The organism is Caenispirillum salinarum (assembly GCF_044803115.1).
Classification (GTDB): Bacteria; Pseudomonadota; Alphaproteobacteria; order Rhodospirillales; family Rhodospirillaceae; genus Caenispirillum; species Caenispirillum salinarum_A.
This window is the reverse complement of record NZ_CP085224.1, coordinates 3283988-3297002: the sequence shown is the minus strand read 5'-3', so window position 1 is coordinate 3297002 and position 13015 is coordinate 3283988. Positions and strand designations below refer to the sequence as shown.

At 69.5% G+C, this 13015-nt stretch carries 12 protein-coding genes; 6 read left to right on the top strand and 6 right to left on the bottom strand.

Features of this window, described 5'->3' with window-relative positions; all coding sequences use genetic code 11:
- Nucleotides 1–6: 6 nt before the first annotated feature.
- Together LG334_RS15115 and LG334_RS15110 are read right to left on the bottom strand one after the other, a co-directional pair.
- Nucleotides 7–1017, bottom strand: a complete 1011-nt coding sequence (locus LG334_RS15115; protein ID WP_404379276.1) for an ABC transporter permease subunit — start codon at nt 1015–1017, stop codon at nt 7–9.
- A gap of 260 nt (nt 1018–1277) precedes the next feature.
- Nucleotides 1278–2870 (bottom strand): ABC transporter substrate-binding protein, encoded by a 1593-nt coding sequence (locus tag LG334_RS15110; protein WP_404379274.1) that lies wholly within the window; start codon nt 2868–2870, stop codon nt 1278–1280.
- Between the two features lie 631 nt (nt 2871–3501).
- Between LG334_RS15110 and LG334_RS15105 the strand changes: the two genes are divergently transcribed.
- Nucleotides 3502–4938, top strand: a complete 1437-nt coding sequence (locus LG334_RS15105; protein ID WP_404379273.1) for a hypothetical protein — start codon at nt 3502–3504, stop codon at nt 4936–4938.
- A gap of 59 nt (nt 4939–4997) precedes the next feature.
- Here LG334_RS15105 and mnmC read toward each other — a convergent pair whose 3' ends face one another.
- The 3 genes from mnmC to LG334_RS15090 all read right to left on the bottom strand — a co-directional run bounded on the left by mnmC (nt 4998) and on the right by LG334_RS15090 (nt 8343).
- A complete protein-coding gene (gene mnmC / locus LG334_RS15100; RefSeq protein WP_404379271.1) occupies nt 4998–6974 on the bottom strand; it encodes a bifunctional tRNA (5-methylaminomethyl-2-thiouridine)(34)-methyltransferase MnmD/FAD-dependent 5-carboxymethylaminomethyl-2-thiouridine(34) oxidoreductase MnmC in 1977 nt (658 codons plus the stop codon).
- A gap of 57 nt (nt 6975–7031) precedes the next feature.
- The gene (locus LG334_RS15095; protein WP_404379269.1) at nt 7032–7205 is read right to left on the bottom strand and encodes a hypothetical protein; all 174 of its coding nucleotides are present in this window, start codon (nt 7203–7205) and stop codon (nt 7032–7034) included.
- Nucleotides 7206–7296: 91 nt separating this feature from the next.
- Nucleotides 7297–8343: a zinc ABC transporter substrate-binding protein gene (locus tag LG334_RS15090; protein ID WP_404379268.1), complete on the bottom strand. Its 1047-nt coding sequence runs from the start codon at nt 8341–8343 to the stop codon at nt 7297–7299.
- Between the two features lie 90 nt (nt 8344–8433).
- Between LG334_RS15090 and LG334_RS15085 the strand changes: the two genes are divergently transcribed.
- The 5 genes from LG334_RS15085 to LG334_RS15065 all read left to right on the top strand — a co-directional run bounded on the left by LG334_RS15085 (nt 8434) and on the right by LG334_RS15065 (nt 11889).
- Entirely contained in the window at nt 8434–8970 is a 537-nt protein-coding gene (locus LG334_RS15085) for a Fur family transcriptional regulator (RefSeq protein ID WP_404379266.1), read from the top strand.
- Nucleotides 8967–9776: an ATP-binding cassette domain-containing protein gene (locus LG334_RS15080; RefSeq protein WP_404379264.1), complete on the top strand. Its 810-nt coding sequence runs from the start codon at nt 8967–8969 to the stop codon at nt 9774–9776. The genes LG334_RS15085 and LG334_RS15080 overlap by 4 nt, the downstream gene beginning before the upstream one ends.
- Nucleotides 9773–10576, top strand: a complete 804-nt coding sequence (locus LG334_RS15075) for a metal ABC transporter permease (protein ID WP_404379262.1) — start codon at nt 9773–9775, stop codon at nt 10574–10576. The genes LG334_RS15080 and LG334_RS15075 overlap by 4 nt, the downstream gene beginning before the upstream one ends.
- A 120-nt stretch (nt 10577–10696) precedes the next feature.
- Nucleotides 10697–11275 carry a YceI family protein gene (locus LG334_RS15070; RefSeq protein WP_404379260.1) on the top strand — a complete coding sequence of 193 codons (579 nt, stop codon included), beginning with the start codon at nt 10697–10699 and terminating at the stop codon, nt 11273–11275.
- 74 nt (nt 11276–11349) lie between these two features.
- A complete protein-coding gene (locus LG334_RS15065) occupies nt 11350–11889 on the top strand; it encodes a cytochrome b (protein WP_404379258.1) in 540 nt (179 codons plus the stop codon).
- A 31-nt stretch (nt 11890–11920) separates the two neighbouring features.
- Here the strand turns inward: LG334_RS15065 and LG334_RS15060 are convergent, their stop codons facing one another.
- Nucleotides 11921–13006 (bottom strand): peptidoglycan-binding protein, encoded by a 1086-nt coding sequence (locus LG334_RS15060; RefSeq protein WP_404379256.1) that lies wholly within the window; start codon nt 13004–13006, stop codon nt 11921–11923.
- Nucleotides 13007–13015 lie beyond the last annotated feature (9 nt).

Below are 13015 nucleotides of genomic sequence, written 5' to 3'. Positions count from 1 at the left end.
CGCCTCTTACCGCTGGTGCCGGATGCGGGGATTGACGACGCCATAGAGGACGTCGACCAGCAGGTTGACCATGATGATGACCGTGGCGACCAGCATGATGCCGCCCTGGATGGCGGGATAATCACGGCGGTTGATGCTCTCGACCAGCCACTTGCCGATGCCCGGCCAGCTGAAGATGGTCTCGGTCAGGATGGCGCCGGCCAGCAGCACGCCGACCTGAAGACCGATGACCGTGATCACCGGGATGAGTGCATTGCGCAGGGCATGCACCATGATGACGCGCCGGGGCTCCACGCCCTTGGCGCGGGCGGTGCGGACGTAGTCCTCGCGCAGCACCTCCAGCATGGCCGAGCGTGTCATGCGGGCGATGACGGCCAGCGGGATCGTCCCCAGCACAATGGCGGGCAGCACCAGGTGGTGTGCCGCCGACCAGAAGGCATCCCAGTTGCCTTGCAGGATGGTGTCGATCAGCAGGAAGCCCGTGATCGGCTCGATCCAGAACATCACCGAGACGCGGCCCGACACGGGCGTCCATCCCAGCGTGACCGAGAACAGGATGATGAGCAGCAGGCCCCACCAGAAGATGGGCATGGAATAGCCGGTCAGGCTGGTCGTCATGACCACGTGATCCAGCGTCTTGCCCCGGTTCACGGCGGCCAGCATGCCCGCCGGCAGGCCGACGCCGACGGCGAAGATGATGGCGCAGATGGTCAGCTCGATGGTGGCGGGGAACAGCGTCAGGAACTCGTCGATGACGGGTTTCTTGGTGACGATGCTGTTGCCCAGATCACCCTGCAGCACACCGGAAATGTAGTTCCAGTACTGCACGACCAGGGGCTGGTCGAGCCCCAGTTGCGCGCGCAGGCGTTCATAGCGTTCAGGGTCGATGCCGCGCTCACCCGCCAGCATCAGCACCGGGTCGCCGGGGATGAGGTGGATCAGCGCGAAGGTCAGGACGGTCACGCCGATGAAGGCGGGCACCACCAGACCGAGGCGTTTGATGAAGAAGCCGAGCATGGGTCCTCGTACTTTCTCGGCGCCGGCCGCGCGCCCCGTGCGTGCAACGGGGGCGTTCAGGGGCGGCGGACTGCGCGCGGAAATGTCGCGCAATACAAAGACCAGTCGCGCGGCCCCGATGCGGCGCCACCGACGGTCACGAACAAAAAGAAAGCGAAAACGGAGACGGGGGAGGGCGTATCCGTCCTCCCCCGTTCCTATTGGGCGGAAGGTATACTACACCGGAGGATGTAGGTCAACCCTTCTGCCGCATTTCGACCTTACTCGGCGAGGTCGACGCCGTAGAAGTCGTGCTTGCCCAGCGGCGAGATCTTGTAGTTCTTGACCTCTTCGCGCATGGGCATGAAGACGACGGAGTGCGCGATGGTGGCCCACGGCGCCTGATCCTTGAAGCGGACCTGGGCCTGCTCGTACAGCTCGATACGCTTGGCCTGGTCGGTTTCCGTCTTGGCTTCCATGACCAGGTTGTCGAACTCCTCGTCGCACCAGCGGGCGCGGTTGGAGGCGCCGACGGCGTCACAGCTCAGCAGCACGGCCAGGAAGTTGTCCGGATCGCCGTTGTCGCCGGTCCAGCCCAGCAGCACGGTCTGGTGGTCGCCGTCCTTGGAGCGCTTCAGGTACTCGCCCCACTCGTAGGAGACGATCTCGGCCTCGACGCCGATCTTCTCCCAGTCGGACTGGATGACTTCAGCCATGCGGCGGGCGTTGGGGTTGTACGGGCGCTGCACCGGCATTGCCCAGATGTTGGTCTTGAAGCCATCGGCGAAGCCCGCCTCGGCCAGCAGCTTCTTGGCCGCTTCCGGATCGTACGGGTCGTCCTCGATCTCTTCGTTGTAGGACCACATGGTCGGCGGGATCGGGTTTTTCGCTTCCTTGCCCGCGCCCTGGAACACGGCGTCGATGATGGCGTCCTTGTTGATCGCCATGTTCAGCGCCTTGCGCACGCGCGCATCGGTGAAGGGCTCTTTTTCCGTGTTGTAGGCCAGGTAGCCGACGTTCAGGCCTTCCTGGCTTTCCACGATGATGCCGTCCTCATCCCGCATCTGCCCGACGTCGGCCGGGTTGGGATAGGGCATGACGTGGCATTCGCCGGCCTTCAGCTTGGCGTAGCGGACGCTGGCGTCGGGCGTGATGGCGAAGACCAGGTTGTCGACCGGGGTGCGGCCGGCCCAGTAGTCCTCGTTCGCGGCGTACCGGATGATGGCATCCTTCTGGTACATCTGGAACTCGAACGGGCCGGTGCCGATCGGGTTGTTGTCGACCATCTCGGGCGTGTTGGCTTCCAGCATGGCATCGGCGTATTCGGCCGAGAAGATGGAGGCGAAGTCCATGCCCAGGTTGGCGATCATCGGCGCCTCGGGGCGGCTCAGGTGGAATCTGACCGTGTGGTCGTCCACCTTCTCAACGCGCTCCAGCAGGTCCGGCATGGACATGGCGTTGAAGTACTCGTAAGACCCGCCGCCGACCTTGTGGTACGGGTGCTCGGGGTTCATCTGGCGCTCGAACGACCAGATCACGTCGTCGGCGTTGAACTCGCGCGACGGCGTGAAGACGTCGTTGGAGTGCCACGTCACGCCCTTGCGCAGGTTGAAGGTGATGGTCTTGCCGTCCTCGGAGACCTCCCAGCTTTCCGCCAGGCCCGGCTCGATCTCGGTGGTGCCCTGCTTGAACTCCACCAGGCGGTCGTACATGGGCACCGACGTGGCGTCGAAGGTGGTGCCGGCGGTGTAGAAGACCGGGTTCAGGCCCTCGGGGCTGGCCTCGGAGCAGTACACCAGCGTCTTCGCCTGGGCGGCGCCGGCCATGATGGTCAGGGCGGCGCCGGCGGCAAGGGCGAGCTTCAGAGTTTTCATACGTCGTCCTCGAAATGGTGTCGTGAAGTAACGGTGCGGATGACCGCGGCCTCCCGGGCGCGCATTTCTTGATCTTTTTTTCGCATCCGTCGGGGTGCCTCCCCCGCCACGGACCGTCCGGCTGTCGTACACGTCAACGAAGGCGATAGCCTAGCGCGGATACGAAGCCGCCGAAATAGCGAATTGGGGTAATTTTCTGCCGAAGTCATCGTGCAAGCCGCCATGATCATTACGCTTTTTGCGCCGCACACCGGATTGTGCGGATCATTTGATGAACATGCTGCGGTGCAAAACCATTCGGTGACGTATAGGTAAACCGCCGAACGCCGCCGAATTGGGCGCAGCGGCGCGCAATCGTTTGCGCGGATGACGCAATGGGCTCTGGAGTCGAAGCGCAAATGGCTTTGTTACTTTGGGTTTATTGATTGCCCGCAATGTTTCTCTGGGTTGCGTCTCCCGGCTGCGGGCGCCGTCGCCGCTGGGGCGGTTCCGCATGGTCCCAGGCGGTACGCGCGCTGCTTTGACCAGGCCCGCACAGGTCGTCGAATTCGCTTCCTCTTGACGATAGTCATGAATAAATTTCTCCTTTTACGGGCGGGGCCGGAGGGGCGGCGCCTGAGGATAGGGGGGCATGACCATGCGAAACACTGCGGCGGCGGGCGGTTCGACCGGGCGGACCCGAGGCCTTCGGACAGGGCTGGCGATGCCGCTGCTGCTGTTGGCGGCGCTGCTGCTGGGGACGGGACCGGCGGCGGCGCAGGCGGACATTCAGGCGCAGGCGCGGCCGGGGGCGGATGGTGCGGCAGAGCGGCTGACCAGGGTGGAGCAGGCCCTCTGCGGCCCTGCCGCGGCGACCGCCGACGACCTGCGCGTCGCCGCCGCCGCCATGGCGGTCCAGGCGCTGGAAATCCGTTCCGCCCTGGCCGAGGCCGGCGACGGGGCCGGCGACCTGAACATGCTGCCGGCCGGCTCGCCGGTTCGGCTGTCGGTCGAGCGCCAGGGCGATGCCGGCAGCCTGCTTCGCGTCTATGCCGTGGAAACGGATACCGGCCGCTTGCAGGGGATGCGCCGCATGGGGCAGTCCCAAGGGGCAAACGGGCCGGAGGTTGTCGCCATTCTGGAGCCGCTTAAGGAACTCTGGGCCATCTGGCCCAGCTACACCGTCTATGTCGTGGGCTGGTCCGATCCCGGCGCGGACCAGCCGGCCGCCATCACCTTCATCGCCCGCACCGACACCGGCGTGAGCGAGCCGTTGATGGCCGGAAGCCTGGCGGTGGCGGCGGTGGTGTTACTGTACCTGGGCGCCTGCCTGATGGTCGCATCGGCCACCACGGCAGGGTTCACCATCAATCCCTTGAGGCTGACGGCGGGCGTGGATGGCCGAGCCAGCATTTCCAAGCTGCAGATCCTGTTCTTCACGCTGATCATTTCCGGGCTGCTGATCTACGTGTTGCTGCGCATCGGCGTCCTGGGCGACCTGTCGTCGGACGTGCTGACGTTGCTGGGGATCGCCGGCGTCAGCGCCGTGGCGGCCAACCAGACGGCTGTCGGCCGGCGTCGGCTGAGCGGATCGAACTGGGCATGGCTCAAGCGCCAGGGCTGGCAGCCGGAAAGGCGGGAGCCGACCGCCGGCGATCTGGTGGCCGAGCAGGGCGAGTTCGACATCTACCGCTTCCAGACACTTGTGTTCAGCCTGGTGGTTGGCCTGTCGCTTCTGTTCACCGGGCTGTTCGGCCTGTCGACCTTCGAGCTTTCCCCGGCGCTGCTGGGGCTTCTTGGCATCAGCCAGACCATCTATGTGGGCGGCAAGGCCGTCAGCAAGCCGCAGATCGGCGAGCTGAACAAGAAGATCGGCGCCCTGCGCAAGACCGCGCGGGAGCGGATGGAGGCCCAGGACGCCGCCGGCGGCGCGGTGGGAGGCGCCGGTCAACCGGCCGCCGCACCCGCCCCGGCGCCGTCGGACTATCAGTTGACGGCGGAACTGCGGGACGTCGCGAGCATGACCAGGGACGTCCTCGGCGGCACCTGGACCCTGCCGGCGACGGTGGAGCCGTCCTCGCTGACCTGACGGCAGACCCTCACGCCCGGATTGGTGCATCCCTTGACTCTCAAGGGTTTGTCGGCCGCTTATTTCTGGCGATGCCGCGCCTGCGGAGGGCGCCTGAGCGTGCGCACGTCGAAGCGCGCCGGGTTGAGCGAGTCGGCCACGCCGCGATCCATCGGCAGCGGCGCGCCGGCGATCTCCGCTGTCACGCGGGCCGCGGCCAGCGGTGCCGTCTGGAACCCGCGCGATCCCAGCGCGCCCAGGACGAACAGGCCCTCATGCAGCGGTGCTTCGGGGAAGGGCGGCGCCTTGCGGCCGTGGTGCAGGGCGTCGAAGGCGTCCAGGAAGTGCGGACGGTCGTGGACGGGGCCGGCGAGCGGCATGTGGTCCTGGATGGTGCATCGCAGCCCCGCGCGGCCGCCGACGGGCGAGGTGTCTATTCGCGCCGCCAGCTCCGGCAGGTGCTGGCGCAGCAGGTCCCGGTTGCGCGTGTGGTCGGCGTCGCGCAGGGGGCGGAAGTCCTCTGTCCGGTGTCGCCAGCGGTCGTAGGTGGCGCCCAGCGCGTGGACCATGCGGCCGTCGTCGCCGGGGTAGGGCGGCGTCAGGTAGCCGCCGAAACTGAGGGCGGCGCGCGGACCGTCCGCGACGGCCGGCAGGAAGGAAATCTGCCCCCGGCTCTTGCCCAGCGGCCACTGCGCCTCCGGCCACAGGTCGGGCAGGGCGGCCCCGGCGCAGAGCACCACGGCGGCGGCTTCCAGCAGCGGCGCGCCGTCGGGATCGCGGACCAGCCATGTGCCGGCGTCGGTGCGTTCTATGCCGCCGGCGGCCGCGCCCGTGCGCACGTCGGCGCCCTCGGCCAGGGCGGGGCAGAGGACGGCCGGGTGCAGGCAGCCCGCCAGGCCGTACCACAGGCCGCCGCACGGGGCGGAGGCGCCCGCCAGGGCCCGCGCCTCCGCGTCGTCGACGAGCCGCAGGGCCTCCTCCGGCCAGGGCAGGGTCTCCGCCAGTTGCGCCTGGGCGGTGGCCTCGGCCTCGTCGCGGGCGGCGACCAGCACGCCGCGGCCCTCGCGCCAGACGTCGGGCGGCAGGGTTTCGTACAGCCGCAGGGCGTGCAGCCACGCCATGGCATGGAAGCGCCCGTAGGGCTGGGCGTCGGGCGTCAGGCGCGGCTTCATCAGGGCCGAGGGGTTGCCCGAGCCCTCCCGCGCCAGGGCCGGCCCGGCCTCAAGCACCACCGCATCGCGCCCCGCGCGGCTGAGCGCGTTGGCCATGGACGCCCCGGCGATGCCGCCGCCCACGACGGCGACGGGGCCGTCGGGCGCAGGGGCGGCGCGGCGGAACCAGGGGGCGGGATCGGCGGGCGGTACGGCATCGGAGCACAGCCGGCCGACGAGGCTTTCGCGCTTGTGGCCGAAGCCGGGACGCTTCTCCAGGCTGAACCCGGCGGCGGTCAGGTCGCGCCGCACCTGCCCGGCGGCGGTGAAGGTCGCCACCCGCGCCCCCGGTGCCGACAGGCGGGCCATGTGATGGAAGACGGCGGGCGTCCACATCTCGGGATTGCGGCTGGGCGCGAAGCCGTCCAGGTACCAGGCATCCACCTTGGCGGAGGCGCCGGCCAGCATGTCCTCCACGGGGCCCAGCAGCAGGTGCAGGGTCACCCGCCCGCCGTCCAATGCGAGCGGATGGTGGCCTGGATGCAGGATGGGCCAGGCCGCGACCAGCGCGCGGGTCTCCTCGGCCAGTTCGGGAAAGGCGGCCAGCGCGCGGGCCAGCGCCTCGGCCGACAGCGGGTATCCTTCTACCGACACATAGTGCAGGCGTGCCGAGGCCGGTGCCGTCTCGCGCCACAGCCTCCAGGTCAGCAGGAAGTTGAGGCCGGTGCCGAAGCCGGTCTCGCCGATGGTGGTCAGTGCGCGGCCCCGCCACAGGTCGGGGGCGCCGACGCCGTCCAGGAAGACGTGACGGCTTTCCGCCGCGCCGTCCTCGGCGGAGAAGTACACGTCGCCGAAGCGCGCCGAGGCCGGCGTGCGCTCGTTGCGCCAGACGATGTCCTCCGCCACGCGGGCGCCTCCCTCTTCATGAGTTCGGCGCCCTTATAGCGGTGGAGGGAGCGCGGCTCAACCGTGCGCGGCCGGTCCCGTCACGGGCTTGGGCGTCAGCATGTGCGCCAGGTGGTGCAGAAGCCGTCCGAGGCCCAGGCGCCGCGCGCGGCGGCGGCTGGTGCCATGACGCAGATGGGCGGGGCGGGTGTGCGTCGCCATGGCGCGCCACAGCAGCAGGTCCGTGTTCATCCATGCCTCCCATTGTTGTTCTTCTATGGGAGAAACACGCTAGCACGGGCATTGGATGCCGGGGGCACCCTTCCGGCGTAGCCGCGGGGGCTCACCCGGCGGACAGGCAGTCGACCAGAGCGTCCGTCATGTCGCGCATGAGGGCGGCATAGAGGTCCGGTCCCGGCGCATGATCGCTGCCCAGCGGGTCCAGCACGCCGGTGCGGGCGTCGGTGTTCTCGGTGACGGTGGCGATCAGGCGTGGCTCGAACTGCGGCTCGGCGAAGACGCAGGCGGCGTTGCGGTCCTGCACGGTGTCTCGCAGTTCCGCAAGGCGGCGGGCGCCGATGGGGCGGCCGGGTTCGACGGTGATGGAGCCCACCGGAGACAGGCCGAACCGGTGCTCCATGTAGTGGTAGGCGTCGTGGAAGACGATGTACGGCGCGGCGGTGACCGGCGCGAGGCGGCCGCGCAGCTCGGCTTCCAGCGCCTCGAGGTCGGCGGCCAGCGCATTGGCATTTGAACGATAGGTGGCGGCGTTGCCGGGATCGGCATCGGCCAGGACAGCCGCCATGGCGCGGCCCATGGCGGCGGCATTGCGCGGGTCGAGCCAGATGTGGCTATCGGTATCGCCGGGCAGTTCGGCCGCGTCGGCATCAAGCCCCGGCATGGGCGGGATCAGGCCGGCGCCGGCGTCGGCTTGGTCTTCCGCGTGCCCGTGTTCGTCGTGGCCGTGTTCGTCGTGGCCGTGTTCGTCGTGGCTGTGTTTGTCGTGGCCATGATCGTGGCCCTCCCACACGCCGCCCTCGCGGGCATGCAGCAGCGTCAGGTCGGGCGCGCTCGCCAGCGCCACCACGCGGGCGCCATCCGCCAATGTGTCCACGGACTTGGCGAGGAAGCCCTCCAGCGGCTCACCGATCCAGAACACGACATCCGCCTCGCCCAAGGCGCGAGCGTCGGAGGGTTTCAGCGAATAATCATGGGGGCTCGCGCCCGGCGGCAGCAGGAGCGTCGGCTCCCCCACGCCCTGCATCACCGCCGCAGCCAGGGAATGCAGCGGCCGCACGGTCGCCACCACGTCGGGCGGTGCGGCCAGGGCGGGCGCTGCGGCGGCCAGAGTGGCGGCGGTTCCGGCGGCGAGGACGAAGCGGCGGATCATGGACAAGGCTCCTGAAACGGGCGTTGCGGAGATAAATGATACAATATAACATTGCTATCCAGCGCCGCCCTGTCCAGATGCTTTTTTGCCATGCCCCCACGCCTTCGCACCGCCGCACCCTTTCCGGCACCCGACCACGACCATGCCGCCTGCGTCGCCCACGGGCTGGACGCGGCGGAAGCGCGCTGCGCCGAAGCCGGCGCCCGGCTCACGCCCCTGCGCAAACGGGTGCTGGAGCTGCTGCTGGCCGAAGGTCATCGCGCCGTCGGGGCCTACGATCTGCTCGACCGCTTGGCGGAAACCGACGATGGGGGCAAGCGCCCGGCACCGCCGGCCGTCTACCGCGCGTTGGACTTTCTGGTGGATCACGGGCTGGCCCACCGCCTTGCCAGCGTGAACGCCTTCATCGGCTGCGCCTGGCCCGATGCCGCCCACCGGCCGCAGTTCCTCATCTGCCGGGACTGCCGCGCCGTGGCGGAACTGGACGCGGGCGGGCTGGCGCGCAATCTTGACGCGGCGGCGGAGGCGGCCGGCTTCACCCTGCTCGACGCGGTGGTGGAGGTCGACGGCCTGTGCCCCCGCTGCCGTTCTGACGAAACCCCCGACCCGGACGCCGCTTCCGCATGACAGAGCCCCTCATTGCCGCGCGCGGCCTGGTGTTCACCCGCGACGGCCAGACCATCCTCGACGGCGTGGACATCCACGTGAACGCCGGCGAGATCGTCACCCTGGTCGGCCCCAACGGGGCCGGGAAGACGACTCTGGTGCGCGTGCTGATCGGCCTGCTTTCGGCCGATGCCGGCTCGGTGGAGCGCCGGCCGGGCCTCACGCTCGGCTATGTGCCGCAGAAGCTGCACCTCGACCCGGTGCTGCCGCTGTCGGTCAAGCGCCTGATGACGCTCACCCGCCGGGCGTCCCGCGCGCAGGTGGAAGAGGCGCTGGCCGAGACCGGCGCGGCGCATCTCATGGGTAAAAGCATGGCGGAACTGTCCGGCGGCGAAACCCAGCGCGTGCTGCTGGCCCGGGCTCTGCTGCGGGACCCCGACCTGCTGGTGCTGGACGAGCCGACCCAGGGCGTCGACCAGTCCGGCCAGGCGGAAATCTACGAACTGATCCGCCGCGTGCGGGAGCGCCACGACTGCGCGGTGCTGATGATCAGCCACGATCTGCATGTGGTCATGGCCGCCACCGACCGGGTGATCTGCCTGCAGCGCCACGTCTGCTGCCACGGCGAGCCGCGGGCGGTGGCGGGCAATCCGGAATACCGCCGGCTGTTCGGCGACCTGGCGGCGGAGGTGGCGATCTACCGCCACCAGCATGACCACGACCACGACCTGCACGGCAATCCCGTGCCGCCCCACGATCCGGCCCACTGCGACGATCCGACCCACGGCCACGTTTCCGCGGCCCGCATCGGGGAGGGCGCGCCATGATCCTGCTGGAGGACTTCATCCTGCGCGCCCTGGCCGCCGGGCTGGGCGTGGCCCTGGTGGCGGGGCCGCTGGGCTGCTTTGTTGTGTGGCGGCGCATGGCGTACTTCGGCGACACGGTGGCGCATTCGGCGCTGACGGGTGTCGGCCTCGGGCTGCTGCTGGGGGCCGACCCGGTGATCGGCATCATGGCCGTGGGGGCGGTGCTGGTGGCCTTCCTGACCATCCTGGGGCGGCGCGGACGGCACGCCTCGGACACGCTTCTGGGCATATTCAGCCACGGCACCCTGGCGCTGGGCGTCATCCTGCTGGCGAGCATGGAAACGGTGCGCGTCGATCTCATGGCCTATCTGTTCGGCGACATCCTGGCGGTGATGCCCGCAGACCTGGCCTGGATCTGGGGCGGCGGGCTGGCGGCGCTGGCGGTGCTGTTATGGCTGTGGCGCCCGCTGCTGGCCGCCACCGTCTCGCCCGAGGTCGCCCAGGCGGAGGGCGTGCCGGTGACGGCCGTTCAGGTTGCCTTCATGCTGGTGATCGCCGTGGTGGTGGCGGTCGCCATGAAGATCATCGGCGTGCTGCTGATCACCGCCATGCTCATCATTCCCGCCGCCACGGCCCGCCGCTTCGCCGCCTCGCCGGAAGCCATGGCCACCATCGCCGCCGGGCTGGGCGCGGCGGCCGTGGTGCTGGGGCTGGTCGGCAGCGCCAACTGGGACACGCCGGCGGGGCCGTCGGTGGTGGCGGCGGCGGTCGCGCTGTTCGCCCTCAGCCCGCTGGCCGGCGTTCTGCTTGGCCGGCGCTGAGGCGGCGGTCGACGTTCATCGTTTCCCTCGCGGAAACAGTTGGTTGCCCATCGCCCTGTTTCGCGCGGGCTGGAGAACGCATAGCCTGGGGCCATGATCCATTTCCGGAGGATGACCCTTATGTTGCGTTCCAGCGTTACCGCCCTGGCCGGTGCCGGCCTCGCCCTTGCCATGACCGCCGGCCTGGCCCAGGCTGCCGAGTACGAGATCGACCCGGCGCACTCGTTCGTCGAGTTCAAGATCCCCCACCTGGGCTTCAGCATCATGGACGGCCGGTTCAACGACGTTTCCGGCACCTTCACCTATGCGCCGGAGCAGGGCGCGGGCGCCCAGGCCATCACTGTCGTGATCCCGACGGCCAGCGTCGACACCAACCACGCCGAGCGCGACAAGCACCTGCGCGGCGAGGACTTCCTGAACGTCGACGAATACCCGGAGGCGCGCTTCGTCAGCACCGGCTTCACCGGCGACGAGTCCGGCGGCGTCATGACCGGCGACCTGACGCTGCACGGCGTCACCAAGCCCATCGAGATCGAGGTCGAGAAGGTGGGCGAGGGCGACGACCCGTGGGGCGGATACCGCGCCGGCTTCATCGGCACCACGACGCTCGACCGCAACGACTTCGGTATCTCCTACGACCTGGGTCCGGCCGCCGAGACCGTGGACATGACCCTGATGATCGAAGGCGTGCGGCAGTAACCGCCAAAAGCGGGGCGGCGCGTCCTTCGCAGGGCGCCGCCCCGGCCTTCGTTTCCATGGGCCGGGAGACCGTCATGCGGCTGCGCAATTCCGAGGACCGCTACGGCCTCGTCGCCAAGCTGTTCCACTGGATCATCGCCGTCCTGATCATCGGCCTGATCGGGCTGGGCTGGTACATGGTGGGACTGACCTACTACGATCCCCTCTACCACGACAGCCTGTCATGGCACCGCAGCCTGGGGCTCATCGTGCTGGCGCTGGTGGTGGCGCGGCTGGGCTGGATGCTGGTCAACCGGCGGCCGCGGCCGCCGCTGTCGCTGACCCGCTTCGACCTCATTGCCTCGCGCGTAGTGCATTTTGTTCTGGTTGCGCTGATGGTGGTGATGCCCGTCAGCGGCTACCTGATTTCCACCGAGGCGGGCGACCCCGTGCCCGTCTTCGGCCTGTTCTCGGTGCCGGCGGTGGTTGACGTTTCGGACACGATGCGGGACATCGCGACCGACGTGCACTTCTACAGCGTCTACGCGGCCGCGGCGCTGGTCGCCCTGCACACGCTGGCGGCCCTCAAGCACCACTTCGTCGACCGCGACGACGTGCTGCGCCGTATGGTCTGACACCCGGCGCGGCACGTCCGTCGCGGCTCGGTCAGCGCTCCTGGATTTCGCGCAGGGCCCGTTCGCCCAGCCTGCGGAACAACTCCTGCGCCGGGTCCTCGGCCTGCTGCGGTTCGGCCTCCGGCGCCTGGACGTCCGACTGGCGGATGTCGGCCAGAAGCTGCTCGGTCGGCTGGCCGTCGACCGGCAGCCCGCGCTGCTGCTGATAGGTGCGGATGGCGTCCGCCGTTGCCGGTTCCACCGCCTCGTTGATGGGGCCGACGTCGTAGCCCTTGTTGGCCAGCGCGATCTCGATCTGCTCGACCACGGCGTCGGCCGTGCGGGTGGGGGCGGGCTCCTCCTCCTGCGGGCTCTCGATGAGCGCCAGCAGTTCCGCCGAGGGCTGACCGGTCGGCGGCAGGTTCATCTCGCGCTGGACGTCGCGGATGGCGGAGCGGGTGCGGGCGTCCAACTCGCCGGTCACCGACACGCTGTCATAGCCGCGCTGCCTGAGCGCCAGTTGCACGTCCTCCACCAGCGCCGGGTTGACCGTGTCGCCGGCGGTGGTGCGCGGCTCGTCGGCCAGCCGCCCGGCGCGGTCGCGCAGGGCGCTCAGGGTGGCGTCGTTCATCTCGCCGGTGGCGCGCAGGCCGGCGTCGCGCTGCAGGGCGCGGATGGCGCTGCGGGTCTCCCAGTTCATGCGGCCGTCGACGGCGCCGGGATCATAACCGGCGCGGGCAAGCCCCCGCTCGATCTCGCGCACGCGGGCGCCCTCGTCGTCGATGGCAGGCGGCGAGGCCATGCGGGCGGTCAGGTAGCCCTGACGCTCCAGCGCGCGGTAGAGCGCCGAATTGGGGCTGCCCGTGACCGACAGGTTGTTGTCGCGCTGGAAGGCCTGGATGGCCGACCGGGTGCTGGGTCCCATGATGCCGTCGACCGGGCCGGCGTTGTAGCCGGCCGCCGACAGGGCGCGCTGGATGTCGGCGGTGGAGTAGGTCTCCGTGCGTTGGGCCACGGTGCGCTCGCCGGCGTTCCACTGTGTCTGGCCCTGGGATTGCGCCAGCGCGCCGGGCGGCGCGAAGGCGACGGTCAGCGCAGCCGCGAGCGCGGCGGCGGAGGCGGTGAGGGTGATCTTCATGGCGATCTC

Excerpts from the sequence above, each read along its gene's own strand:
- LG334_RS15115 (WP_404379276.1), bottom strand. The coding sequence starts at position 1,017 with ATGCTCGGCTTCTTCATCAAACGCCTCGGTCTGGTGGTGCCCGCCTTC.
- LG334_RS15110 (WP_404379274.1), bottom strand. The coding sequence starts at position 2,870 with ATGAAAACTCTGAAGCTCGCCCTTGCCGCCGGCGCCGCCCTGACCATC.
- LG334_RS15105 (WP_404379273.1), top strand. The coding sequence starts at position 3,502 with ATGACCATGCGAAACACTGCGGCGGCGGGCGGTTCGACCGGGCGGACC.
- LG334_RS15095 (WP_404379269.1), bottom strand. The coding sequence starts at position 7,205 with ATGAACACGGACCTGCTGCTGTGGCGCGCCATGGCGACGCACACCCGC.
- LG334_RS15090 (WP_404379268.1), bottom strand. The coding sequence starts at position 8,343 with ATGATCCGCCGCTTCGTCCTCGCCGCCGGAACCGCCGCCACTCTGGCC.
- LG334_RS15085 (WP_404379266.1), top strand. The coding sequence starts at position 8,434 with ATGCCCCCACGCCTTCGCACCGCCGCACCCTTTCCGGCACCCGACCAC.
- LG334_RS15080 (WP_404379264.1), top strand. The coding sequence starts at position 8,967 with ATGACAGAGCCCCTCATTGCCGCGCGCGGCCTGGTGTTCACCCGCGAC.
- LG334_RS15075 (WP_404379262.1), top strand. The coding sequence starts at position 9,773 with ATGATCCTGCTGGAGGACTTCATCCTGCGCGCCCTGGCCGCCGGGCTG.
- LG334_RS15070 (WP_404379260.1), top strand. The coding sequence starts at position 10,697 with ATGTTGCGTTCCAGCGTTACCGCCCTGGCCGGTGCCGGCCTCGCCCTT.
- LG334_RS15065 (WP_404379258.1), top strand. The coding sequence starts at position 11,350 with ATGCGGCTGCGCAATTCCGAGGACCGCTACGGCCTCGTCGCCAAGCTG.
- LG334_RS15060 (WP_404379256.1), bottom strand. The coding sequence starts at position 13,006 with ATGAAGATCACCCTCACCGCCTCCGCCGCCGCGCTCGCGGCTGCGCTG.